The sequence below is a fragment of the Collimonas arenae genome, from assembly GCF_000786695.1.
Classification (GTDB): domain Bacteria; phylum Pseudomonadota; class Gammaproteobacteria; order Burkholderiales; family Burkholderiaceae_D; genus Collimonas; species Collimonas arenae_A.
Map to the genome: position 1 here is coordinate 2631562 of NZ_CP009962.1, position 25006 is coordinate 2656567.

Annotated in this window: 22 protein-coding genes; 14 read left to right on the forward strand and 8 right to left on the reverse strand. The window is 56.6% G+C overall.

What is annotated here, in order from left to right; all coding sequences use genetic code 11:
* Nucleotides 1–199 precede the first annotated feature (199 nt).
* Nucleotides 200–649, forward strand: a complete 450-nt coding sequence (locus tag LT85_RS11705; RefSeq protein WP_038495954.1) for a DUF1178 family protein — start codon at nucleotides 200–202, stop codon at nucleotides 647–649.
* A 61-nt stretch (nucleotides 650–710) separates the two neighbouring features.
* Here the strand turns inward: LT85_RS11705 and LT85_RS11710 are convergent, their stop codons facing one another.
* From LT85_RS11710 to gmk, 3 genes are all read right to left on the reverse strand, one after another.
* The gene (locus LT85_RS11710) at nucleotides 711–2993 is read right to left on the reverse strand and encodes a RelA/SpoT family protein (protein ID WP_038488894.1); all 2283 of its coding nucleotides are present in this window, start codon (nucleotides 2991–2993) and stop codon (nucleotides 711–713) included.
* Between the two features lie 100 nt (nucleotides 2994–3093).
* On the reverse strand, nucleotides 3094–3297 hold the full coding sequence (rpoZ, locus tag LT85_RS11715) for a DNA-directed RNA polymerase subunit omega (protein WP_014006295.1): 204 nt from the start codon (nucleotides 3295–3297) through the stop codon (nucleotides 3094–3096).
* 58 nt (nucleotides 3298–3355) lie between these two features.
* Nucleotides 3356–4000, reverse strand: coding sequence for a guanylate kinase (gmk, locus tag LT85_RS11720; RefSeq protein WP_038488899.1), 645 nt, complete (start codon nucleotides 3998–4000; stop codon nucleotides 3356–3358).
* Nucleotides 4001–4297: 297 nt separating this feature from the next.
* Between gmk and LT85_RS11725 the strand changes: the two genes are divergently transcribed.
* The 8 genes from LT85_RS11725 to rraA all read left to right on the forward strand — a co-directional run bounded on the left by LT85_RS11725 (nucleotide 4298) and on the right by rraA (nucleotide 13861).
* Nucleotides 4298–4549, forward strand: coding sequence for a DUF2164 domain-containing protein (locus LT85_RS11725; protein WP_038495957.1), 252 nt, complete (start codon nucleotides 4298–4300; stop codon nucleotides 4547–4549).
* 228 nt (nucleotides 4550–4777) lie between these two features.
* Nucleotides 4778–6238, forward strand: a complete 1461-nt coding sequence (gene thrC, locus LT85_RS11730; protein WP_038488902.1) for a threonine synthase — start codon at nucleotides 4778–4780, stop codon at nucleotides 6236–6238.
* 24 nt (nucleotides 6239–6262) lie between these two features.
* Nucleotides 6263–7504, forward strand: a complete 1242-nt coding sequence (locus tag LT85_RS11735) for a molybdopterin molybdotransferase MoeA (protein ID WP_038488906.1) — start codon at nucleotides 6263–6265, stop codon at nucleotides 7502–7504.
* Between the two features lie 35 nt (nucleotides 7505–7539).
* Nucleotides 7540–7797: a molybdopterin converting factor subunit 1 gene (gene moaD, locus LT85_RS11740; RefSeq protein WP_038495959.1), complete on the forward strand. Its 258-nt coding sequence runs from the start codon at nucleotides 7540–7542 to the stop codon at nucleotides 7795–7797.
* 28 nt (nucleotides 7798–7825) lie between these two features.
* A complete protein-coding gene (moaE, locus tag LT85_RS11745) occupies nucleotides 7826–8314 on the forward strand; it encodes a molybdopterin synthase catalytic subunit MoaE (RefSeq protein WP_038488911.1) in 489 nt (162 codons plus the stop codon).
* Between the two features lie 324 nt (nucleotides 8315–8638).
* Nucleotides 8639–11242, forward strand: a complete 2604-nt coding sequence (gene clpB / locus LT85_RS11750; protein WP_038488914.1) for an ATP-dependent chaperone ClpB — start codon at nucleotides 8639–8641, stop codon at nucleotides 11240–11242.
* 265 nt (nucleotides 11243–11507) lie between these two features.
* Complete coding sequence (locus LT85_RS11755) at nucleotides 11508–13331, forward strand: sensor domain-containing diguanylate cyclase (protein ID WP_253273720.1); 1824 nt, start codon at nucleotides 11508–11510, stop codon at nucleotides 13329–13331.
* 26 nt (nucleotides 13332–13357) lie between these two features.
* Complete coding sequence (gene rraA / locus LT85_RS11760) at nucleotides 13358–13861, forward strand: ribonuclease E activity regulator RraA (RefSeq protein WP_038488917.1); 504 nt, start codon at nucleotides 13358–13360, stop codon at nucleotides 13859–13861.
* A 115-nt stretch (nucleotides 13862–13976) separates the two neighbouring features.
* Here the strand turns inward: rraA and LT85_RS11765 are convergent, their stop codons facing one another.
* Nucleotides 13977–16313 (reverse strand): xanthine dehydrogenase family protein molybdopterin-binding subunit, encoded by a 2337-nt coding sequence (locus LT85_RS11765; RefSeq protein ID WP_038488920.1) that lies wholly within the window; start codon nucleotides 16311–16313, stop codon nucleotides 13977–13979.
* A complete protein-coding gene (locus LT85_RS11770) occupies nucleotides 16310–16774 on the reverse strand; it encodes a (2Fe-2S)-binding protein (RefSeq protein WP_038488925.1) in 465 nt (154 codons plus the stop codon). Before LT85_RS11770 ends, LT85_RS11765 begins: the two co-directional genes overlap by 4 nt.
* 216 nt (nucleotides 16775–16990) lie before the next feature.
* On the opposite strand from LT85_RS11770, the gene LT85_RS11775 reads away from it, so the two are divergent.
* Nucleotides 16991–19048 carry an OPT family oligopeptide transporter gene (locus LT85_RS11775; RefSeq protein ID WP_038488927.1) on the forward strand — a complete coding sequence of 686 codons (2058 nt, stop codon included), beginning with the start codon at nucleotides 16991–16993 and terminating at the stop codon, nucleotides 19046–19048.
* Between the two features lie 156 nt (nucleotides 19049–19204).
* Here LT85_RS11775 and LT85_RS11780 read toward each other — a convergent pair whose 3' ends face one another.
* A complete protein-coding gene (locus LT85_RS11780; RefSeq protein ID WP_038488930.1) occupies nucleotides 19205–20254 on the reverse strand; it encodes a DMT family transporter in 1050 nt (349 codons plus the stop codon).
* 39 nt (nucleotides 20255–20293) lie between these two features.
* On the reverse strand, nucleotides 20294–20983 hold the full coding sequence (locus LT85_RS11785) for an ArsR/SmtB family transcription factor (protein WP_038495966.1): 690 nt from the start codon (nucleotides 20981–20983) through the stop codon (nucleotides 20294–20296).
* Between the two features lie 91 nt (nucleotides 20984–21074).
* Here LT85_RS11785 and LT85_RS11790 point away from each other — a divergent pair, with 91 nt between their 5' ends.
* The 4 genes from LT85_RS11790 to LT85_RS11805 all read left to right on the forward strand — a co-directional run bounded on the left by LT85_RS11790 (nucleotide 21075) and on the right by LT85_RS11805 (nucleotide 24485).
* Nucleotides 21075–22499, forward strand: coding sequence for an MFS transporter (locus LT85_RS11790; RefSeq protein WP_156117501.1), 1425 nt, complete (start codon nucleotides 21075–21077; stop codon nucleotides 22497–22499).
* 117 nt (nucleotides 22500–22616) lie between these two features.
* A complete protein-coding gene (locus tag LT85_RS11795) occupies nucleotides 22617–23231 on the forward strand; it encodes a molybdopterin-dependent oxidoreductase (RefSeq protein WP_038488933.1) in 615 nt (204 codons plus the stop codon).
* A 269-nt stretch (nucleotides 23232–23500) separates the two neighbouring features.
* Entirely contained in the window at nucleotides 23501–24037 is a 537-nt protein-coding gene (locus tag LT85_RS11800; protein ID WP_253273721.1) for a hypothetical protein, read from the forward strand.
* Entirely contained in the window at nucleotides 24030–24485 is a 456-nt protein-coding gene (locus LT85_RS11805; protein ID WP_038488939.1) for a DUF2846 domain-containing protein, read from the forward strand. The genes LT85_RS11800 and LT85_RS11805 overlap by 8 nt, the downstream gene beginning before the upstream one ends.
* A 224-nt stretch (nucleotides 24486–24709) precedes the next feature.
* Here the strand turns inward: LT85_RS11805 and LT85_RS11810 are convergent, their stop codons facing one another.
* A complete protein-coding gene (locus LT85_RS11810; protein WP_038488942.1) occupies nucleotides 24710–25000 on the reverse strand; it encodes a SymE family type I addiction module toxin in 291 nt (96 codons plus the stop codon).
* Nucleotides 25001–25006 lie beyond the last annotated feature (6 nt).

Here is a 25006-nt window from a genome sequence, read left to right on the forward strand (position 1 = left end):
GTTGTTGCCCTTGCAGGGCGCGCCCAGGCTTGCAAGCCTGGGCCGTTTCGCAGGCAGACGACAATGTCGTCTGAAACCCCTGCTGCACCCTCCTAGCCGTACTACTCGTACTGTCTTCGTCGGCGCGCCTAGCCAGCTGTGTTTGAAACCACCGCTTAGTGTAAGATCCTTGTTTTTTCGCGCCGAAGAATGCCGCATCATGAAAGTCTACAATTTAGCTTGTGAACAGAATCATCGCTTCGAGGGCTGGTTTGGCTCGGAGGAGGACTTTCTGTCGCAATCGGCCAGGCAACTGATCGTCTGCCCGATATGCGAGAGCAGCAAGGTGGACAAGCTGCCGTCCGCGCCGCATCTGAATCTTTCTGCCGCCAGGCCAACTGCCGGTGGCCGTGACACTACTGGCTCGCATTCGCCGGCAGTGGCGCAGATGAAAAAACAACTGATGGACATGGCGCGTCATGTCATGGAAAACACGGAAGATGTCGGCGAAAATTTTGCCGAAGAGGCGCGCCGGATTCACTACAAGGAAGTACCTGAGCACGGCATACGCGGCATCGCGTCGGCAGAGCAGCGCGACGAGTTGGCTGAAGAGGGCATCGAGGTTTTTCAACTGCCGCTACCTGCAACGGGCAAGCCGACGCTTCAATAGGCGGTTTCAATAGCACGCTTTAGAAGCCGTCGCAGCGGCTTCGGGCGTGCATCAGTGTATCCTAGTTGCGGTCGCGTAAAATCCTGGTGACGCCACGGATACGGCGCACATTGCGCATCAAACGGGCCAGATGAACCCGGTCCTCGACCTGGATTGTAAACACTAGTTGTGTCATTAGCTGATCCTTGTCGTCATCCATGTTGACATAGATGATGTTGGCATCAGAATCGCCGATTTCAGCGGCAACCCGCGCCAATATGCCTTTATCGTTATGCACCAGCACCTTGATGCGGCAATCGAAGCGGCGATTCAGCTCTTCACCCCACAGCACTTCAATCCAACGGTCAGGATCTTTGTTGCGCTGGCGCTTGGCGATATTGCAGTCTTCCGCATGCACCACAAGACCCTGATCGCGCTTGAGCTGGCCGGTGATATGGTCGCCCGGAATCGGCTGGCAGCACGGCGACAACTGCACCGAGATGCCTTCGCTGCCGTAGATCACTACCGGATCCATTTTTACGGGAGTGGCCATACCTTCCATGTCGAGCAGCGGCGTCTGCAGCGCTTCGTTTTCCAGCAAGCCCATGATATGGCGCGCCACCAGCGTCGCCATGCGCTTGCCGACGCCGATGTCAGCGTAGATTTCTTCCAGCGATTTGGCGCTCGATTCATTCAGCAAGCGGTCAACCACGATCGGCGCCAGCGCCGGATTGAGATTGAGCGTCGCCAGGGCCTGCGACAGCAAGCGTTTGCCCAGTTCTACCGACTCACCCAGGTTGATCGTGCGCAGGTGGTGCCTGATCGCCGAGCGTGCTTTGCCGGTACGCACAAAGCTGAGCCAGTTAGGGCTAGGCCGCGAACTGGCCGAGGTAATGATTTCGACGATGTCGCCATTATGCAATTCGGTGCGAAGCGGCGCCGGTTCGTGATTGATTTTAGCGGCGATGGTCTGGTCGCCGACATCGGTATGGATGGTGTAGGCGAAATCGAGCGCAGTTGCGCCACGCGGCAGGGCGATGATTTTCGATTTCGGCGTGAACACGTAAACCGAGTCGGGGAACAGGTCGACCTTGACGTGTTCCAGGAACTCGGCAGAATCGCCTGTCTGTTTCTGGATATCCAGCAAGGACTGCAGCCAGGCATGCGTGCGTTGCTGCAAATCGCTGAGATTGCCTTCTTCATCCTTGTACAGCCAATGCGCGGCAACGCCGGATTCGGCGACGCGATGCATGTCCTGGGTACGGATCTGGAATTCTACCGGCGTGCCGTAAGGGCCAATCAGGGTGGTATGCAGTGACTGGTAGCCGTTCAGCTTGGGAATCGCGATGTAATCCTTGAACTTGCCCGGCATCGGCTTGTACAGCGCGTGCAGGGTGCCCAGCGCCAGATAGCAATTGGCAAAGGTGTCGACCACGATGCGGAAGCCGTAAACGTCGAGCACCTGCGAAAACGACAGGTGCTTGTTGTGCATCTTGCGGTAAATGCCGAACAGGCTCTTCTCGCGGCCGTCAATTTGCGCATTAATGCCGGTAGCCGCGAGCGTGGTGCTGACCGATTCCAGGATCTTGCTGACCACTTCGCGGCGATTGCCGCGTGCTGCCTTGACCGCTTTCGCCAGGGTGCGGTGACGCAGCGGATACAGGTGAGAAAACGCCAGTTCCTGCAGTTCGCGATAGATATTATTAAGTCCGAGCCGATGCGCAATCGGAATATAGACTTCCATCGTCTCGCGCGCGATGCGGCGTTTCTTTTCCGGAATCATCACGCCCAGCGTGCGCATATTGTGCAGGCGGTCGGCTAGCTTGACCAGGATGACGCGAACGTCGCGCGCCATGGCCAGCAGCATCTTGCGGAAATTCTCTGCCTGCGCTTCGATCTGGCTCTGAAATTCGATCTTGTCCAGCTTCGACAGACCATCTACCAAGGTCGCCACCGGCGCGCCGAAGCGCTCGATCAATTCATCTTTCTTGACGTCCTGATCTTCCATGACGTCGTGCAGCAGGGCGGCCATGATGGCTTGCGCATCAAGTTTCCAATCGGCGCAGATTTCGGCGACCGCGATCGGATGGGAAATATAGGGTTCGCCGGATTTGCGCATCTGACCCAGATGCATTTCATCCGAAAAGCGATAGGCTTCCTTGACCTTCTTCAGCTCGGCTGGGGTCAGGTATTCGGCAAGCTTGGTGGTCAGGTGCGTAATCGAGGCGACGCCGGGCTGGAGGGCGGGCTGAGGATCTGGCAAGGTGGGGGTATTAGCGGATTTTCTGGCTGAGCGGGGGGAGGCCGCCCGTTTCTTTGTGGTTGCGGCTAATGACATGCTTGAATCTGGAGATGTCAGGTTCATACTGGGTCGGTAGCAGCCGCATGAGTTTTACCAATTGCAGGACAGGATCGATAAGTCACGCAGTCGTGACGCATACCTATTCTGTCCTCCAATTAAAAAATTAACCAGGTACCTTCTTGAGCATTTCAATGCCGATCTTGCCGGCAGCGATTTCGCGCAGGGCAACCACGGTTGGCTTGTCCTTTGCGTCGATTTTTGCGGTGTGGCCTTGCAACAGCTGGCGCGCACGATAGGTCGCGGACAGGGTCAGCTGAAAACGGTTAGGGATCTGTTTCAAACAATCTTCGATAGTGATGCGGGCCATTTATTTCTCCAGAATGCAGTACAAGCTAAGTAGCGCCTTAGCACCAGTTAGCCAAATATTAACTTAAATTTGCATGAATGCCCAATTGGGCAAATAAAGAAGCGTTGCGTACTGCCTGCTGTGAAAAGCGGCAGCGTGTCGCTTTGACAATTGCAGTTAATTCCGACAGAGCAGTCGCAAACTCTTGATTAATAATAACATATTCAAACTCGGGGGCGTGCGCGATTTCGCCGCCGGCGGCAAGGATCCGGCGCGTGATGACTTGCGGTTCATCCTGGCCGCGCTTTTTCAAGCGTTCTTCCAGCGCTGCGATGGATGGCGGCAGGATAAAAATCCCGACTGCATGCGGAAACTGCTTCTTGACCTGCTGCGCGCCTTGCCAGTCGATTTCCAGCAAAACATCGGTGCCGGACAGCATTTGCTCAGCGATCGTCAGTCGTGATGTGCCGTAGTAATTGCCGTGGACTTCAGCCCACTCCAGGAATTCGCCCTGTTTGTGGCGGGCGCGGAAGTCTTCCACCGTAGTGAAATGGTATTCACGGCCGTTTTGCTCACCTGGTCGCGGCGGCCGCGTGGTGAAGGAAATCGACAGTTTGATCGCCTGTTCCTGCGCCAGCAGCGCATTCACCAGCGTAGATTTTCCGGCGCCGGAAGGTGCGACCACCATGAACAAGCTGCCCGACATCGGGTGCTCGTCTGGCATTGCCGAGCTGTTCGCCAGCTCTGCCGAAGAAATTGGTATTAGTGGAGGTGTCATAACGATTGAAAGATGTGCAGGCCGTCAGGTATGCAAAATACCTGATTGGCTAAGTGTGACATTGTATCAGCGTGGCAATAAGGCTGCAGAGAGGATTTGCATATTTATGCAGGGCGCAAACAGGAAGTATATTGGTGGAGTGATAACGATAGGTCGATGCATGGTGTACATTTATGGGTTTCCAAAAAAATGCTGGCATTGACCAAGCGTTTTGATGATGTACAACAGACAAGGAAGGACGCTATGGCGATCAAATTGCAGCCAGCTCAACAAAAGGACCTGATTGGATCTATCCAGCGTTACTTTAAAGAAAACATGGAGGAGCCGATAGGCGACCTCAAGGCCGGCATGCTGCTTGATTTTTGCCTGCGAGTGATTGGCCCTGGCATTTATAACCAGGCGATTGCCGATGCGCAGGCGCATATGGAAGCGAAAGTTTCAGATCTGGCCGTCGAATGCTATGAAGAAACCGGCGATTACTGGAAGAAAAAATAAGAGGCTGTTGCAAACACACCTGGCGTTGTTGCTTCTCCTCGCCGTACTACTCGTACTGTCTTCGTCGGAGCGCCTAGCCAACTGTGCTTGCAATAGCCTCTAAGCACCGCCTAGTCAGGACTGTTCCGCCAAAGCTGACAGCAGCAGGGTAGCGGACGCTATAATGCATATAACAGCATCATCAACAGTCTCATCTTCACCCGCCACTCACCAACGCCATCCACACATATGCATTATGTTTCTACTCGCGGCCACGCAGCTGCGCAAAATTTCTCTGAAATCCTGCTAGGCGGCCTGGCGCCGGACGGCGGTTTATATTTGCCGGCAGAATATCCGCAAGTCACCTCAATCGAACTGGATCAATGGCGCAGCCTGTCGTATGCCGACCTGGCGTTCGAAGTGCTGAAGAAATTCGCTACCGATGTTCCGGAAGCCGATTTGCGGGCCTTGACGCACAAGACATATACCGCTGATGTGTATCGTAACGTCCGGGCCGGGGAAGACGCCAGCCGGATTACGCCGCTGAGCGTGCTTGAAGAAAAGGACGGCAGCAAACTGCTGCTGCAAGCCTTGTCAAACGGTCCGACGCTGGCGTTCAAGGACATGGCGATGCAGTTGCTAGGCAATCTGTTTGAATATACCTTGGCCAAGAACGACGCCAAGCTGAACATTTTTGGCGCGACTTCCGGCGATACCGGCAGCGCCGCGGAATATGCGATGCGCGGCAAAAAGGGCATTCGCGTGTTCATGCTGTCGCCGCACAAGAAAATGAGCGCATTCCAGACCGCGCAGATGTTCAGCCTGCAAGATCCGAACATCTTCAATATCGCAGTCGAAGGCGTGTTCGACGATTGTCAGGATATGGTGAAAGCGGTCTCCAATGACCACGCCTTCAAGGCCAGCCAGAAAATCGGCACGGTCAATTCGATCAACTGGGCGCGCGTCGTGGCGCAAGTGGTGTACTACTTCCGAGGCTACCTGAGCGCCACCACCAGTAACGACCAGAAAGTATCGTTCACTGTGCCGTCGGGCAATTTCGGCAATATTTGCGCCGGCCATATCGCGCGCATGATGGGCTTACCGATCGATAAGTTGGTCGCCGCCACGAACGAAAACGACGTGCTGGACGAATTTTTCCGTACGGGCATCTATCGCGTGCGCAAGTCCGCCGAGACCTATCACACCAGCAGCCCAAGCATGGACATCAGTAAAGCGTCGAATTTCGAGCGCTTCATCCATGATTTGCTGGATGGCGACAGCGATCGTGTGCGCGCCTTGTTCCACAAGGTCGAGACTGAAGGTGGGTTCAGCCTGGCTGGCGGCCCGGGAAGCGATGGCGACGAGTTCGCCAAGATCGCCCGTTTCGGTTTCCAGTCCGGTAAATCCACCCATGAGGATCGGCTGGCCACCATCCGTGATATCCAGCAGCGTTACAACGTCACCATCGATACCCACACCGCCGATGGCGTCAAGGTCGCGCGTGAATACATGGTCCCCGGCGTACCGATGATCGTGCTGGAAACCGCCTTGCCGGCCAAGTTCAACGAAACCATCCGCGAAGCGCTGGGACGCGATGCGCAACGGCCTGCCGGTTTTGAAAATATCGAAGCGCTGCCGCAGCGGTTTGAAGTGATGGCGGCCGATGTCGCGCAGGTTAAAACCTACATTGCCACTCACACCGGCTTATAAGTTGCAACGAAAGCTGTAGAGAAAATGATGCAAAAGCCACCGATGTTAACTGTCGCCGACGCCTTGGCGGTGCTGCTGGATACTGATCGTCCGCTGGTTGATGACGGCTCGATTGAGCTGATTCCGACGCTAGAGGCCAATGGCCGGGTATTGGCAAGCGCACAGACTTCGCAGCTCAACGTGCCGCCGGCGGACAACACGCAAATGGACGGCTACGCGGTACGCGCTGTCGACTGCACCAGCGGCGCGGCGCGCTTGCCGGTATCGCAACGGATTCCGGCAGGACACGTTGGCGCACTGCTGCAAGCCGGCACCGCGGCCCGGATTTTTACCGGCGCGATGATTCCGGCCGGCGCAGACGCCGTGGTCATGCAGGAAATGTGCGAAGCCGACGGCGATGCAGTATGGATCCGGCACGTGCCGAAATCCGGTGAGTGGGTGCGCCGTAGCGGAGAAGACATTCGCAGCGGCAGCGTCATCCTTGCCGCCGGCACACGCCTGCGGCCGCAGGATCTCGGCCTGGCGGCATCGGTCGGACTGGAAACGTTACCGGTACTGCGCAAGTTGCGGGTGGCGATGTTTTTTACCGGCGACGAACTGGCCATGCCCGGCCAGCCCTTGAAACCTGGTGCGATTTATAACTCCAACCGCTTCGTTCTGCGCGGTTTGCTGGAAAACCTGGATTGCGAGATTACCGATTACGGCATCGTGCCGGATAACCGGGAAGCCACCCGTGAAGCCCTGCGCCGCGCTGCGCAAGAGCATGATCTGATCCTGACGTCGGGCGGCGTTTCTGTCGGCGAAGAGGATCACGTCAAGCCGGCAGTCGAAGCCGAAGGTCGCCTGAATATGTGGCAAATCGCCATGAAACCAGGCAAGCCGCTGGCTTTTGGTGAAGTGCGCCGAGCTTCCGGCGGCAACGCTTTCTTTATCGGTTTGCCCGGCAATCCGGTGTCCAGCTTTGTCACTTTCCTGATTTTCGTGCGGCCTTTCATCTTACATCAGCAAGGTGTCGCTGCGAGCGCTCTGATGCCGCAAGCGCTGGCCATGCGCGCTGATTTCGACTGGTCCAAAGCCGACCGCCGCCAGGAATTCCTGCGCGTCAAAATCAATGACCGCGGTGGCCTGGATCTTTTCCCGCATCAAGGCTCGGGTGTATTGACCTCCGCCGTGTGGGGCGATGGCCTGGTAGACAATCCAGCTGGGAAAACCATCGCCAGCGGTGAATTGCTGCGGTTTTTGCCGTTTTCTGCGCTGCTGGGCTAGGCAGCAGCTTGAGCTTGATTGAACACGAGAATGCAATGAAAATCGAACTACGTTTTTTTGCCAGCCTGCGCGAGGCGCTCAAGCTGTCGCAGGAGGTGCTGGAGCTGCCGGAAACCGTGACGACAGTTGGCGATGTGCGCAGCTATCTGCGCGCACGCGGCGGCGTATGGGCCGATGCGCTGGCAGACGGCCGTGCATTGCGGATGGCTTTCAACCAAGAGTTGGCGAACGCCGACACCGTCTTGACCGATGGTGGCGAAGTCGCATTTTTTCCACCGGTGACCGGCGGCTGATTTTGTTGCCGGCAATGAGACTCCGACTATGCCAATTCGTGTTCAGACTGAAGATTTCGATTTCGCCGCCGAACTGGCGCAGCTACGGCTTGCCAATCCCAAAATCGGTGCAGTTGTCAGTTTCCTGGGTACAGTGCGCGATTTGAACGACGGCAGCAGCGTCGCACAGATGGAGCTGGAGCATTATCCCGGCATGACCGAGAAGGCATTGGCGGCCATCGTCGCCCAGGCCAAGCAGCGCTGGGAGATATTCGATGCCCTGGTGATTCACCGGATCGGCCCTTTGCTGCCGCTGGACCAGATTGTGCTGGTGGCGGTTACCTCGGCGCACCGCGGCGACGCCTTCGCCGCTTGCGAATACATTATCGATTATCTTAAAACCGAAGCGCCATTCTGGAAAAAAGAGCATACCGATCAGGGTGCGCGATGGGTCGATGCTCGCAGCAGCGATGACGAGGCGCTTGCCAAATGGGAGCAGGACGGATTGCCGTTGCCGATGCGCGAAAGTAAAAAGTAAAAAGTAGGCTGGTTTGAGAGTTTCCTCGGTGATAGTCGCGCCAAGCAGTTTAAATGTTATTAAAAAACAATGATTTTTGGCGAGTAGCCATCGCGCTGAAATGTGCAAGGAGACGGCATCGAGCCTGGCGGCTGACAACGTTCGTATGTGGTTCTGCTGTCGATCAGATCGTTTTGTGGATGGGCGTCCTCGTACTTTGCTCGGTGAGGGATTTTTAATTTCGTGAAACAGGATGCGGTTTATCCTGAGCATAGTTTGTCAACACGTGCTTGAAATTAACCGGCATGTCCCAATTTTCTATTCATTAGATATTTTGGAGGAACCATGCGTTTCGATAAATTAACCACGAAGTTGCAGGAAGCGATTGCCGACGCACAAAGTCAGGCGGTCGGTAACGATAATCAATATATAGATCCGGTGCATGCCTTGATCGCCCTGTTGAACCAGGACGACGGTAGCGCCACTTCGCTTTTACAGCGCGCCGGCGTCAATGTCGCTGCTCTGGAAGCCGGTCTCAAGGCTGCCCTGGAACGCTTGCCAAAGGTTAGCGGTAGCGGCGGGGAAGTGCAGATTGGCCGCGAACTGCTGGCTTTGCTCAACCTGGCAGACAAAGAAGCGCAAAAGCGCGGCGACCAATTTATCGCCAGCGAAATGCTATTGCTGGCTCTGCTCGACGACAAGTCCGATGCGGGCCGCCTGGCGCGCGAAAACGGCCTTACGCGCAAGGCCCTGGAAGCTGCCATCACTGCCGTGCGTGGCGGCGCCAATGTCGCTTCGCAGGATGGCGAAGGACAACGCGAAGCGCTAAAAAAATACACGTTGGATCTGACCGAAAGAGCACGTCTCGGCAAGCTCGATCCTGTGATCGGCCGCGATGATGAAATCCGTCGCGCGATCCAGATCCTGCAACGCCGCAGCAAGAACAATCCGGTGCTGATCGGTGAACCCGGTGTCGGCAAGACTGCCATCGTTGAAGGCTTGGCGCAGCGTATCGTCAATGGGGAGGTGCCAGATAGCCTGAAATCGAAGCGCGTTTTGTCGCTCGATATGGCCTCCTTGCTGGCCGGTGCAAAATTCCGCGGTGAATTCGAAGAACGCTTGAAAGCCGTACTCAAGGAGATTGCCCAGGACGAAGGTCAGACAATCGTGTTCATCGACGAGCTGCATACCATGGTTGGCGCCGGCAAGGCCGAAGGCGCGATGGATGCGGGCAATATGCTGAAACCGGCGTTGGCCCGCGGCGAGTTGCATTGCGTCGGCGCCACCACGTTGGACGAATACCGCAAGTACATCGAAAAAGATGCTGCGCTGGAACGCCGTTTCCAAAAGATCCTGGTGGATGAGCCTAGCGTCGAGGCGACCATTGCAATCCTGCGCGGTTTGCAAGAGAAATATGAAGTCCATCATGGCGTCGAGATTACTGATCCGGCGATTGTCGCTGCGGCGGAATTGTCGCATCGTTACATCACAGACAGGTTCTTGCCTGACAAGGCGATTGACCTGATCGACGAAGCCGCAGCCAAAATCAAGATTGAAATCGACTCCAAGCCAGAAGTGATGGACAAGCTTGATCGTCGTCTGATCCAGCTCAAGATCGAGCGCGAAGCTGTGCGTCGCGAAAAAGACGAGGCATCGCAAAAACGCTTCGCTCTGATTGAAGAGGAAATCGAGAAACTGTCGCGCGAGTACGCCGATCTGGAAGAAATCTGGAAATCGGAAAAAGCCAGCGCGCAAGGCAGCAAGCATCTGAAAGAGGAAATTGAGAAGCTGCGCCTGCAAATCGATGAGGCTACCCGCAACAGTGATTGGCAGAAAGTGTCTGAGCTGAAGTACGGCAAGCTGAACGAGCTTGAAAAGGCGCTTGAGAGCCAGTCCAAGCAGGACGCGCTGACAGCGCAAAATCCCGATCCCGAAGGCAAGCCACAGCTGGTGCGGACCCAGGTCGGCGCCGATGAAATCGCTGAAATCGTCTCGCGCATCACGGGCATTCCAGTGTCGAAGATGCTGCAAGGCGAGCGCGAGAAGCTGGTGAACATGGAAGCCGAGTTGCATCGCCGCGTGGTGGGGCAGGACGAAGCCATCGTCGCGGTTTCGGACGCCATTCGCCGTTCGCGTGCCGGCCTGAGCGATCCTGACCGGCCGTATGGCTCATTCATGTTCCTTGGCCCGACGGGTGTTGGGAAGACCGAGTTATGCAAAGCGTTGGCCACCTTCTTGTTCGATAGCGCCGATTCGATGATTCGCATCGACATGAGCGAATTCATGGAAAAGCATTCTGTAGCCCGCCTGATCGGCGCGCCGCCGGGCTACGTCGGCTATGAGGAGGGCGGATACCTGACCGAGCTGGTGCGGCGTAAACCCTACAGCGTGATATTGCTGGATGAAATTGAAAAAGCCCATCCGGATGTATTCAACGTATTGTTGCAGGTGCTGGATGACGGCCGCATGACCGATGGCCAGGGCCGTACCGTGGATTTCAAGAATACGGTGATTGTGATGACCTCGAATCTTGGCTCGCACCGGATCCAGGCGATGGAAGGCAGTGACCCGGCGGTAGTGAAGATGGAAGTCATGGCAGAAGTAAGGAGCCATTTCCGTCCGGAGTTTATCAACCGTATCGATGAAATCGTGGTGTTCCATGCGCTTGATGAGAAAAACATCGGTTCGATCGCCAAGATCCAGCTGAAAATTCTTGAACAGCGCCTGGCGAAGATGGATATGGGACTGGAAATTTCAGAAGCCGGTCTGCAAAAAATCGCTGAAGCCGGTTTTGATCCGGTGTATGGCGCAAGGCCGTTGAAGCGGGCAATTCAGCAGCAGATCGAAAATCCGCTGTCAAAATTGATTCTGGAAGGGCGGTTTGGACCGAAGGACATTGTTCATGTAAATGTTAACAATGGTGAGATAGTGTTTAAAGTGGCAAGCTAAACACAGATTCACAGTCGCAAACAGGTAGAATCGCGGCAAGCTTGATCGTGTCGATTGATGGGTTAAAGGTCACATGGCGCTGCTATGTGGCCTTTTTTCGGATTTATGCGGGTTAAACTATTATTTCGCTGCGGTAAAGATTGATTGTTGTGCATTGTGCATTGAATTTGACGTAAAGCAACGATCCATTTTTCTGCACGCCAAGATACTGGAATAGTGTCCTTAAGTCGGATATTGCCGATTCTTGTGTTATTTCGAGGCAATTTTGAAGCGAACTTCACTGCAACGCTTATTCATTTTGCCGTTTGCAGCGCTATTGCTATGTCTGGCCGTTTCAGTCGGCTGGCTTCTTTATCAGGCTGGCCAGGACGCGACCGATGCGTTGTCGCAAAAAGTCCTGGCAGACATGATGGGGGGCATTAACAGTGCAATTAACAGGCAACTTTTCGACGCCGGCGCGGCGTTGCGCGTAGTCGCGCCTGATCAAGTCGCAGATACCGGCGACAAGCCGCCGACGCCTATTCCCTTTCCTGTCAACGTGCGCCGGCTCGAAGAGCGTATGTGGATCGCCAGCGGCTTGTTTCCTGCCGTCGGTGGTTTTATCGGTTTCGCCGGCACTGACGGTCATTTCGTCGGGATTCGTCGTACCGCAGCCAATGAGTTCCGGGTCCGTCTGAGAGGCGCCGGCGACGGGCCTAGTCATCTTTATCGCAGCCGCGGTCCGGCAGCTGAAATGACTTTCCTGGAGTCGGAAGAGTACGATCCACGCGCACAAAACTGGTACCTCAACGCTCTCAGCCGGAAAAAAGACACTTGGTCGCCGGTGTTTTTGGAGGGCAGCAGCAATGAGCCGGTACTGATGCTGGCGCGGCCAGTGTTTGGCGCCGACAAGGATGTGCTCGGCGTGGTGGCCAGGGAACTGTCATTAAAGCCGCTGCGAGAATATTTGCAGGCGCTGTCCATGGATAGAAATGGCGTCGCCTATATTGCCGAGCGCAATGGCGGGCTGGTCGCTTCTTCCAACAGCGAAAATGTTTTCATTCAGGGTCCCGATGTTGGCCCGGGAGGAAAGACGGAGCATGTCAGGAATACGCTCTCAAACGCCGCTTCGCCATTCATGCAGCAAAGCTGGCAACTGGTGCAAGCCTATCTGCAAAAGCATCCCGACGTAGTGCCGATTACCGACCCGGTGATCCCGTCGACCATTAATCCGCCCAAGCCCGGCAAACTGATCATCGGCGCCTTTCCCAGCAGTCACGGACAGATCGAGGTGGCCGCACAGCTCCATCGCGACGCCGCTGGTCTGGAATGGGTCGCAGTGGTGGCTTTGCCGCGCTCTGATTTCTGGGGAGCGATCAATTCCAGCGTCTACAAAAGTTTGTACCTCGGCTTGCTGGTGATCTTGCTGGCCTTGCTGGTCGGCTACGCGATATTGCGCTGGGCTTTGCGCGATATCCGCAAACTGACGCTGGCGGTACGCAGCATCGGCAGCGGCCGACCGTTTGCCAAGCTGAATATCGACCGTAAGGATGAAATCGGCGAACTGGCGGAGAGCTTCCAGGAGATGGAGCGCCATCTGCGTACAGACCGCCTGACCAGCCTGTTGAACCGAGATTCCCTGATAGCGCAAATCGAATTCCGACGGCGTACGGACGTAGAGCCACAGTTGTTCCGGTTTGCAGTGCTGTTCGTCGATCTCGATAAATTCAAGCAGGTCAACGACCACTATGGTCACGATGAAGGCGACCAGGTCTTGATCGAAGTCGGTCTGCGCTTGCAAAACGCCTTGCGCAAAGAAGACGAGGTGGCGCGCTTCGGTGGCGACGAATTCATCGTGTACCTGCCGGGCGTGGCTGACGAGGAATCGGCGCTGGCGATTGCGGAGAAAATCTATGCTGTGCTGAACAAGCCGATCCTGATGACCAATGGCGACCACTGCCAGATTGGCGCGTCGATTGGCGGTGCCTTATATCCAGCCGACGGGCTCGATCTGGAAACCTTGTTGAAAGTGGCTGACAAGCGGATGTATAGTGTCAAGAAATTTGGCGGAATGACGTTTTCGTCGCCTCCGCCTGAAGACGCATCTTGAACAATACTGCCTGCGATGGAGATGTCATGACTTTTGCAACCTGCGATCTGTGCGACGCCAACGAAGACAAGCTCGGTACTGCGGCATTGGCCGTCTTGCCGCCGGTGTTTATTTCTTTCGGCAAGCGCCAGGTATTTAGCGGCCCGGCGCGTACTCTCAAAGTACATGAAGATAACGTATTGGTCCGTAGCACGCTGGAAACTGCCGGCGATGGCCAGGTGCTGGTGGTCGACGGCGGCGGCAGCCTGCGCTGCGCTCTGGTCGGAGGTAATCTCGGCGTCCTGGCGCAAAAGAACGGCTGGGCCGGCATTGTCGTGAATGGCTGCGTGCGTGATTCGGCGGAGCTGAATGCCTGCGATATCGGCGTCCGCGCGCTGGCCCTGCATCCGCAGCGCAGTGTTCGCAAAGGTGTAGGGGAGCGCGATATCAGCGTTTCGATCGCCGGCGTGACTATAGCGCCCGGCGCCTGGATCTATGCAGATGCCGATGGCGTGCTGGTGGCTAGCGAGAAACTGGCAAACACGGCCTGAGTCACAGAACTGGCGCACTACCGGCATATTCAACATATTCAATATAAACCGTTGAATAAAAACGGCCATGCACGATAAGTCGCATGGCCGTTTTTGCATAACTCCGGTTTTCTGTTTAACTCTTCTTCAACTGGTCTCTGATCGGCAGGTTACGGATACGTTTGCCAGTCGCTGCAAAGATGGCGTTGCACAAGGCCGGCGCGATCGGCGGTGTGCCGGGCTCGCCGACACCGCCCAGCGGCATGTCGTACTTGTGGGGCACCATGTGCACCCGCAAGTCACGCGGGGCGCTGAAGGCGCGCAGCACTTCGTACTCGTGGAAGTTGCCTTGCTCCGCGCTGCCGTTCTTGAAAGTGATTTCCCCCGTCATCGCCAGGCTCAAGCCCATGATGCAGGCACCTTCCACTTGCGAGCGGATGCGGTCCGGCGTGATCTGCGGACCACAATCGATCGCCATGTCGACCCGCGGAATGCTGATCTCGCCGTCAGCGCCGACCACCACTTCGATCACCGCCGCCACATACGACATGAAACTGTAGGCAACCGCCAGGCCAAGTCCATGTCCCTTGGGCAGCTTGCGGCCCCAGCCGGCTTCCTTGGTGGCCAGTTCGAGCACTTGCCGCATGCGTCCGGTGTCGAGCGGGTACAACACCGGCGATTCGCCATAGTTGGTGGTGTCCGACATGTCTTGCGGATTGATTTGGCGCGCCGGTCCGATCAGCTCCAGCAGGAACTCCCGATGGTCGCGCTTGGCTTCCGCCGCCAGTTCGGCGACAAACGACTGCACCGCGAACGCGTGCGGGATGTTGTAGACCGATCGGAACCAGCCGATCCGTGTGTGCGCCTCGACTTCAGGCGCTTCGATGCGGATATTCGGGATCATGAACGGAATATTGATCGCGCCCATGCCGAGCTCGCCCGGCTGTTCACCCTTGGCGCCAGCCACAAAGGTGGAAGCAATGGTTGGCGCCGCGCTGCGATGCAGCCAGGCGACAGGTTTGCCCTTGGCGTCGAGCGTGCTTTCCAAGTGTTCCAGCGAAACGGTATGGAAATAGTCGTGACGCAGATCGTCTTCTCGTGTCCAGGTGACCTTGACCGGCACGCCATCCATCGCCTGTGACAGTAATGCAGCTTCAGCTGCGAAGTCAGGCTTCGATTTGCGGCCGAAACCGCCACCAAGCAAGGTGACGTTGATTTTGACGTCGTCGGTTTTCCAGCCCAGTTTTCCGGCGACGGTATCACGCGTAGCCTGTGGATCTTGCACACACGCCCAGACTTCGCATTTGCCGTTGGCAGTGCGGGCGGTTGCCGCAGGCGGCTCCATGGTGGCATGCGCCAGGTGCGGGATGTAGTATTCCGCCTCAATTTTTTTACCGGCTTGCGCCAGCGCGGCCATGGTGTCGCCGTTGTTGCGTACTACCTTGGCCGGTTTGCGCGCGGCTTCCTGCAAGGTGGTCTTGAACGCGGTGGAGTCGTAGCCGGCATGCGGACCGTTGTCCCAGGTAATCTTCAAGGCTTCACGGCCCTTGATCGCGGCCCAGGTGTTGCGCGCAATCACGGCAACGCCACCTAGCGGATTAAATTTGGCAGGCGGCGGACTGCCTTTGAGTTCGATCACGCGCACTACGCCAGGTATTTTCAGCGCTTCGGCGGCATCGAAGCTTGTTACTTTGCCGCCGTATACCGGCGGCCGCGCGACTACTGCATACAGCATGCCGTCGAGACGGGTGTCGATGCCGTAGTGCGTGTTGCCGGTGACAATGTCGCGGAAATCGACGCTGTTGAAGGCATCTTTGCCGATATAGCGAAATTGCGCCGGATCTTTTAGCGGTGCCTGGACCGGCACTTGCAGCTTGGAGGCGTCGACCGCCAGTTCCCCGTAACCTAGCTTGCGGCCGCTCTTGGCGTGCCACACCTCATGGTTTTTTGTCGTGATTTCAGCGGCCGGCACGGACCAGCGCGCCGCCGCCGCCGACACAAGCATCAGGCGCGCAGTTGCGCCAACCTGACGCATCGGCGTGAAGAAGTGGCGCATGCTGCGCGAGCCGTCGGTATTCTGGTTGCCGTAGCGGCTTTCATCGGCATTGGCTTGCACTACGCGCACGCGGCCCCAATCGGCGTCGAGCTCGTCCGCGACGACTAGCGGCAGACTGGTGCGGATACCCTGGCCCATTTCTGAGCGGTGGGCGATGATGGTGACGATGCCGTCGGCGCCTATGGTGACGAAAACCAGCGGATCGTTGACGGTGCCGCCGGGCATACCGGCGCCGCCGTATTTTTTCGCGGGAGCGGCTGCGTCTGCGGCGCGCACCAGGCCATTCACGCCGACTGTCAGTGCCAGGCCGGTGAATGCCCCGACGCCCTTGAGCCAGGTACGGCGACTCACAGAAGCCACTGTTGGCGAGGCTTCAGTGTTAGCGCTATCTTTATCGAAATCAAAAGCGGCGCTCATTTGGCGACTCCTTTATCCGCAACTTGTTTGATCGCCGCGCGGATGCGGGTGTAAGTGCCGCAACGGCAGATATTGCCGCTCATGGCGTCGTCGATTTCCTTGTCGGTCGGCTTGGCCGTGGTTTTCAGCAGCGCGGTAGCAGACATGATCTGGCCAGCCTGGCAATAACCGCATTGCGGCACGCCCAGCGCGATCCACGCTTCCTGCACCGCATGGCCGACCTTGTCTTCGGCCATGGCTTCGATGGTGGTGACTTTCTTGCCTGCGGCGGCGCTGATCGGCGTGATGCAGGAACGGATCGGGTCGCCGTCCAGATGTACCGTACAAGCGCCGCACAGCGCCATGCCACAACCGAATTTGGTGCCGGTGAGACCGACATCGTCGCGCAGCGCCCATAGCAACGGGGTGTCTTCGGGGAGGTTGATCTCGTGTTGCTTGCCGTTGATGTTCAGGCTTGTCATGGTGTTTCTACCTTTCCAGCTTGGGGTTGATAACCTAATGATGGCGTTTATTCGTCATTGCGTGGCTGAATTGATAACATCAATTTCCACATCCGGTTTTGATTCCGGCGGGGCAGCCTTGCATCGGGGCATTGTAGACCGAAGTCAAATTTTTGGATGGAAAGCAACTGTTTCGAGGATAATTAGCGCATTGCAATTTTTAGTGATGGAGTTCCGATGTCCGCAGTTTTTAACAAAACAGGTCGTATTGCCGATAATGTTTCTCTGCCCGAACTGACGGTGCGGGGCATCATTCTTGGCGCTTTGATAACCGTCATCTTCACCGCCTCCAATGTCTACCTGGGCCTGAAAGTCGGTCTGACTTTTTCTTCCGCGATTCCTGCCGCCGTGATTTCCATGGCCGTGCTGCGCATGTTCAAGAGCGCCAATATCCTTGAAAACAATATGGTGCAGACCCAGGCTTCCGCGGCCGGCACCTTGTCTTCGATTATCTTTATCCTGCCGGGCCTGGTCATGATCGGCTACTGGCAAGGCTTTCCTTACTGGCAAACGCTGGCGATCTGCGCCGCCGGAGGCATGCTGGGGGTGATGTTTACCATCCCGTTGCGGCACGCCATGGTGGTGCAGAGCGATCTGCCTTATCCAGAGGGTGTGGCGGCGGCTGAAATCCTGCGTGTCGGCAGCGCCGACGTCGAGCTGGACGCCAATGGCAAGCCCGGCGCAAAAACCGAAACCGGCATTGTCGACATCATGGCCGGCGGCCTGGTGGCGGCAGTCGTCACATTGGCATCCTCTGGTTTCCGCGTTCTCAGCGAAGGCATCAGCCTGTGGTTTGCGGCAGGACCTGCGGTGTTGCGGATTTCCAGCGGCTTTTCGCTGGCCTTGCTAGGCGCCGGCTACCTGATCGGCATCGTCGCCGGTATCGCCATGCTGATCGGCTTGCTGATTGCATGGGGTGTCGCGGTGCCGGTGCTGACTTCCATGCACACGATCCCGGACGGCATGACTCTGGCTAAATATGCGACTGGCTTGTGGAGCAAGGACGTGCGCTTCATCGGCGCGGGTACCATCGGCGTGGCTGCGGTATGGACGCTGATTACTTTATTCAAGCCTATGCTGGAAGGTGTCAAGACATCCTTCCAGGCGCTGAGTGGCGGCAAGGGACGGATCAATATTCCGCGCACCGAGCAAGATATGTCGCCGGCCTGGATCATCGGCATCACACTGGTGCTGGTGGCGATCCTGGTAGCGACCTTCGGCAGCTTCCTGAGCGCCGCGCCGTTGAGTTCGAGCGTCATGTGGGGGCTGGTGGCTTACAGCGTCCTGTTTGCCGTGATCTTCGGTTTCCTGATCGCGGCTGCCTGCGGTTACATGGCGGGTCTGATCGGTTCTTCCGCCAGCCCGATTTCCGGCGTCGGTATCGTTGCCGTGGTGCTGGTATCGCTGCTGATCCTGCTGGTTGGCAGCGCTGACGGCCTGCTGGCGACCGAAACCGGCAACAAGCTGGGAATTGCGCTGGCGATCTTCACTACCTCGGCAGTGATCGCCGTGGCGACCATTTCGAACGATAACCTGCAAGATTTGAAAACCGGCTGGCTGGTTGGCGCTACGCCATGGCGTCAGCAGGTGGCCTTGCTGATCGGCTGCGTAGTCGGCGCCGTGGTGATTCCACCGGTGCTGGAACTGCTGTACAACGCCTATGGTTTTGCCGGCGCCATGCCGCGTGCGGACATGGATGTGGCGCATGCCTTGTCGGCGCCGCAAGCGACGCTGATGACAGCGATCGCCACCGGTATTTTCACCCACCAGCTGAACTGGGACATGATCCTGATCGGCCTCGGGCTGGGTGTGGTGCTGGTGATTATCGATGAGATTCTGCGTCATCGCGGCGGCTTCGCACGTTTGCCGGTGCTGGCTGTCGGTATCGGCATCTATCTGCCGCCAACCGTGGCGTCGACGCTGGTGCTGGGTACTTTGCTGGCATGGGGTATCGAACGCATTCTCAAGAAGCGCGCGGCAAAGCAGGGCGTGGCTTACGAGCAGTTTGCCGAAGCCCCCAACCGCCGCGGCGTGTTGCTGGCCTCCGGCCTGATCGTCGGAGAGAGCCTTGTTGGCGTGGTGCTGGCGGGAGTTATCGGTTTCAGCGGCAGCGATTCGCCGCTGGCATTGGTCGGTCCGGCGTTTGAAGGCACGGCGCAATGGCTGGGTCTGATCGTGTTTGTGGCGGTAGCCTGGGTCTTCGCGCGCCGGGTGTTGAGCGCAAAGAATCAATAAATCAATAGGCTGAAGATGGTTTAAGTAAGGCCCTTGCCTTGGCGCGGTCTTGCTGAAGTATATGTGGACCGGTTAATTCACGCAGTTTTGCTGCGTAGATTATCCGGTCCATTTTCTTTGGCTTCGAGAATCCCTCAGCTCTGATCCATCAACTCTTCAATGGCTGTGCTGATGATGAATATCCGGATAGTGCGCGTGACTATGGCTAATCGGAAAATGACGGTGCGAGTGACTATGTGGCTCGCGGCCATCCCAGTCGAAATCGTGTTGATGCTGATGGTGCAGGTCGTGGCTGTGGCTATGGCCGTGTTCGGTTTCCTCGTGCGTATGTTCATGCTGGTGCTTTTCGCTGAGATGCAGCCAGATGCCAAGCACCATTAATCCGGCGGCGAGCCAGAACAGGGGACTCACGGCATCATGCAAGAACAGTAGAGAAATCGCCGCGCCGATGAATGGCGCCGCTGAAAAGTAGGCGCCGGTGCGGGCGCTGCCAAGATGGCGCAGCGCCAGCACGAACAGCACCAGGCTGAGGCCATAACCGCTGAAGCCGATCAAGGCCGCTACGCTGATTTTTGCGATGTCAGGTAGTGTCGCTCCCAACAACAAGGCGATCGCCAGATTGACTGTCCCCGCGACCAAGCCCTTTAATGCCGCAATCTGTACTGCATCGCTGGCAGAAATCCGCCGCGTCAGGTTGTTGTCGATCGCCCAGCACAAGCAAGCCCCCAGAATAGCTAATGGTCCCCAAGGCACGCCGAATTCCGGCACCTGTTGCCATGACAGCAGCACGCCTGCCAGGACGATGGCAAGCATCCCCAATACGATACGCCGGTCAAAATTCTCTTTGAACACAAACCACGACAGCGCGGCGGTCAACACGCCTTCCATGTTCAGTAGTAGCGAGGCGCTGGAAGCCGGGGTCATCGACAAACCGGCCATCAGCAGGACCGGGCCGGCGATGCCGCCACTCAGGATGGCTGTCGCCAGCCATGGCAAGTCAGCCTTGCGCAAACCATCGGCGGCCGGCTGATTGGCAGGGCGCAGGCGTCGCAGCCCATACCAGAGCGAGAGGCCGACGCCGCTGCCCAGATACAGTAAAGCGGCGAGCATTACCGGCGATATCTGGCCGACCAGCAGCTTGGCGAACGGGGTGCTGGCGCCAAACAGCGCAGCCGCCAGCAATGCGAACAACACACCTTGATGCATGGTTTGTTTCCTGAAAGTTGAGGGATCTAGGCCTGAGCGTCAGGCATGGTCCAGGGCGATGCCGAATTGCTCCGCCAATGCGTTGCGGCCCTCGGTGGTGATCGCCACCACGCGCGAATGTTTGCTGCGGGTGAGCCAACCCAGTTCTATCATGCGCTTGGCCAGGGTTGCGCCTAGCGCCCCCGCCAGATGGTCGCGGCGTTCGCTCCAGTCGAGGCAAGGGTAGGCAAATTGACGCCGGCTCTTTTGCAGCGCCTGGACATCGATGCCAAAGTCGTTGAACCAGGCTTCTCCCGGCTCGGACAGCGAAAACGTACCATCTTCATTATCCAGCAAGCCACGCTCTACCAGTACTTCAGTCAGACGCGTACCGAGTTTTCCGGCCAGATGGTCGTAGCAGAAACGCGCCGTGCAGATCGCATCGTTGCCAGTTGCGGGACCGACACGCTTGCGTTTCGGGGCAAACACCATCAACGACTCGATCAGCCGCGCCACTTCCGGTGAGGACAGCCGAAAATACTTATGCCGTCCCTGGCTGGTCATCTCCAGCAAACGGTCTTCCACTAGCTGTTTCAGATGGCTGGTTGCGGTAGCCGGCTTGATCTCGGTGCCATAGGCCAGCTCCTTGGCGGTCAGGGCGCGTCCCTCCATCAGCAGCGCCAACATCTGAATGCGGGTAGGATCGCCGATGGTGCGGGCGAGTCGGCTAAGGTCGGGTTCGTTGTCCATAGTTTGATGGTAACCGTACTGTTGTTGTGTGACAAGCGAACCGCCGTGGATCAGAATCAAGTCTTGATTACTCAGGTATCGGATGGAAAAAATGACTTCTCCCCAAGCGTTATCGACGGTCTCATCGACGCCTTCGGTTGCAAATGAAGCAACTGCCGCAGTCAAGTGGACAATCGCCGCAAGTAGTTTCGCTTTCATCATCGTCCAGCTTGACGTCACCATCGTCAACGTCGCCTTGCCGCAAATCGGTGTCGATCTCGGCGCGCGCGTCTCAGCGCTGCAATGGGTGGTGGATGCCTATACGCTCGGCTTTGCGGTATTTCTGCTTTCAGCTGGTGCCTTGGGTGACAAATTCGGATCGAAACGGCTGTTTTTGGCCGGCTTTCTGTTGTTTGCCATGGCATCCCTGGCGTGCGGCCTGGCACCGAACGCCGCCTTCCTGAACATTGCCCGGGCGATCCAGGGCATAGGTGCCGCGTTGCTGGTACCGAGCTCGCTGGCGATCCTGAATCACGCTTGCGCCCATGACAAGAAACTGCTGGCCAAAGCCATCGGCCTGTGGACCGCCGCCGGCGGCGTCTCGATCGCGGCTGGGCCGGTGATCGGAGGTCTGTTGCTGGCGACAGCGGGATGGCGCAGCATTTTTCTGGTCAACCTGCCGATATGCGCGTTCGGCTTTTTGCTCACTATACGGGTAGTGCCCGCGATCGCGGCAAGCACGCATGTGCGCTCTTTCGATCCGCTCGGGCAGTTATTGGCGATCATTACGCTGACCGCGTTGGTGGGCGGGGTAATTGAATTCCATCCGCTAGGGATGCAGCATCCGCTGGTTATCGCTGGATTTGGCGTTGCCTTAATCGCTGGCGCGGCTTTCATCATGGTGGAGCGCAAGGTACAACATCCGATGTTGCCGCTGAATTTCTTTCACCAGACCAGTTTTAGCGCAGCGGTGCTGTTTGGAGTGCTGGTCAATTTTTCCTATTACGGCGTGATTTTCGTCATTAGCTTCTATCTGCAAAAAGTGCAGAACTACAGCGTGGTACAAGCCGGGCTGGCCTTCCTGCCGTTGACCGGTACTTTCATTTTCTCCAACCTGGTGAGTGGCTGGCTGATCGGCAAGGCTGGAATCCGTCTGCCGATGATGCTAGGCGGCCTGATCGGCGCCTTGGGATACGGTTTGCTGGGCAGCATCGGCATAGCAAGCCACGCCAGTTTCCTGCACATGCTGCCCGGCTTCATACTGATCCCTGCCGGGATGGGGCTAGCGGTGCCGGCCATGACCACTTCGATCTTGTCGAGCGTGGAAAAGAGCAGGGCAGGCACTGCTTCAGCAGTGTTGAATACCGCCAGGCAGGTTGGCGGTGCGGTCGGCGTCGCGGTATTCGGCGCACTGGTGAGTGATGGCGTAGCCGGCGACATGACCAGCGGCGTCAGGATCGCGTTGGCGACGGCGACAGTGCTCTTGTTGATTGCGGCAGGAATGGGTTACCTGGTCAAGCCGAAAACCGCAGCATAGAAGTTGGCATTTTTTTGCGTTTTTTTAAAAAACATTGTGACGGCTGGGTGGAAGCGCTTCTACAATTGCTGGCAACGCAACTGCATGTAGCAAGCCATATTCACCCAGGAGCCATGAATGAAAAAACGCCAGTTCATTTCGACCGCCGCTGCATCCATCGCCAGCGCTTTGGGCGCGTCTGCATTGCCCGCATTGGCTGTAAATAGCGCCATCCAGGATGCCAAGCCGACCGGTCCGGCCATCCTCACCATCGCCGGCGCCATCGATCGAAGCAACCGAGGTCCCACCGATCCCGTGATCGACCAGATGATGCACAAGCAAAATGTGAAATTCAACCGTGCCTTCACATTCGACCTCGCCGCATTGGGCAAGCTGCCGCAAGTTACCATTAATCCGACCATGGAATACGATGGCAAGCCGCATCAGCTGCGCGGCCCGCGCCTGGCCGAAGTGCTCGATACGCTCGGCGCTAGCAAGGCGGCAGGTACGCAGATCGTGTTCCATTCGGTTGACGGCTACATGCCGCAGATCGGCTTCGATCAGCTACGCAAACAAGGCTATATCCTGGCGACGCAGATTGACGGCATGCCATTGGCCATAGGCGGCTTCGGTCCGATCTTCGCCATCTACGACGCCGACCGGGTTCCTGAAATGGCGCAAAAGCCGCTTGGGCAACGGTTTGCGCTTTGTCCTTGGGGGTTGTATTGCGTTGAGGTGATTGCTGGGAAGTGATAGGGCGTCTTCAACCAAACAATGTGCCATTGCACGGCCAGACCCTTCACACACTTACTTGACCACATCATCTCGAATACGCCTGCGTATCGTTCGTCGCGCATAACTTCTCCCTAAGTTATCGGCCAAGGAGCACCTGGGATACGGTGGCGATTCTCGGTGAACTTATTAAGCTTATTAAGCTTGAGAGCGAATGATTGCTTTTCGACTCATGACTCCTGGGGCGCATTGCTCATCATTTCACTGTCCGCTGATCCCCGACTTTTTCAATGACAATGCAGCAACTTCAGTCTTCTCAAGCGACTGCAGATTTATTTATTATGTTGCAATTTTTGTGTTGTTGCTCTGATGCAATTTGGCAGATTGCAAATGTGTTAAAAAATAAATTAAAACGAATGCAGGGAGAGCAAATGTTAAAAAGAATATCGATAATTCTTGCTGTGGTTGTCAGTCTGGGGCTTTCAGCGTGTGCAGTGGAGACGGCTCCAGCCAAGATTGCTCTGGTGACGTCAACCCAGGCGCCAGCGCAGATTCGTGTTTTGAAGAAAGCGCATATCACCCTGGATACTGGTTACGAACGCGACATAGCGCTGGATTCCATTTGGCGTTATGCAGGCGATTTGCCGCAGGGACAGGTATTTCGTCCGGTCAAGAGCGTATTCACGATTGAAGGCCTGCAAGTACATGAAGCCTATCTGGTGATTTCCGAGGCTGCTCTGGTCGGATTTTATCTGCCTGGTGAATCAAATTATTCCGCTTTATCCCACCACGTAGCATTAACCATAGGAAATGTCTCAAATGATTAAATTGTCCCGCCCATTGTTTGTCGCAGCAGCACTGGCCGTGCTGTTGAGTGGTTGCGCAGCTAGTGGCGCAAAATATTCGGACATGGCGAGTTCCATTCCAACCCTGAAGGCAGATCAAGGCCGGATTTATTTCTTCCGTTCTTCTTCAATGATGGGTGCCGCGATTCAGCCGGAAGTTCGTTTGAATCAGACGGTCGTGGGTAAATCGCAACCGGGTGGTTTCTTCTACGTTGATCGCCCTGCTGGCCAATACGTGGCAGCCAGTTCTACCGAAGTCGAAAAAACCTTGAGCTTTGCGCTGGATGCCGGCGAAACCAAATACGTACGGACCTCTGTATCGATGGGATTGTTGGCGGGACACGTCAACCCGACTTTGGAAACGCAAGAGATAGCTACCAAGGAATTGCCTTCGCTCAGTTTTACCGGTGATACGGCTGCAGCCAAGTAATTGGTCAGTTTGTTATCTGCGGTAGTTCGAACTATAAAGCGGCTTTGCGTAAGCCGCTTTTTTATTTTCCTCGCATCTTTGAAGGTACGCATGAAGCACGGAAGCACACAAAGGCGCGGGGGCAGGTAGAGATAATCCGGGCTTCCCGGACAGAAAAATATAGTCCCAGGGCGCCCATGTTCCAAGTAGATCGCAGGCGTCAAGACGGTGCGATCAATCCCGTATCAATTGCTGGTGATCACAATGCAGCCATGCATAATCCTGACCGCGACTGGTGAATAAGGTGAAAACCCAGCACGCTCGATTCCCTTCCCGTTAAGACGAATCCACAAAATCTCTGGATCCTCTTCCTGATAAAAGGAAGCTGTGAGCCTCCTCGCTTCGTCAACGGTAGCGGGATCGGGAATGGTTTGTGTGGGATTTTGTTTGGCGAGGTCGGGCGGTTGCGGCGACGCGTCATTGAAATGATGATGCAGGCGCGAAATATTTTTTTGAGGTGTGCGTGTGCTAGTCATTGCGGA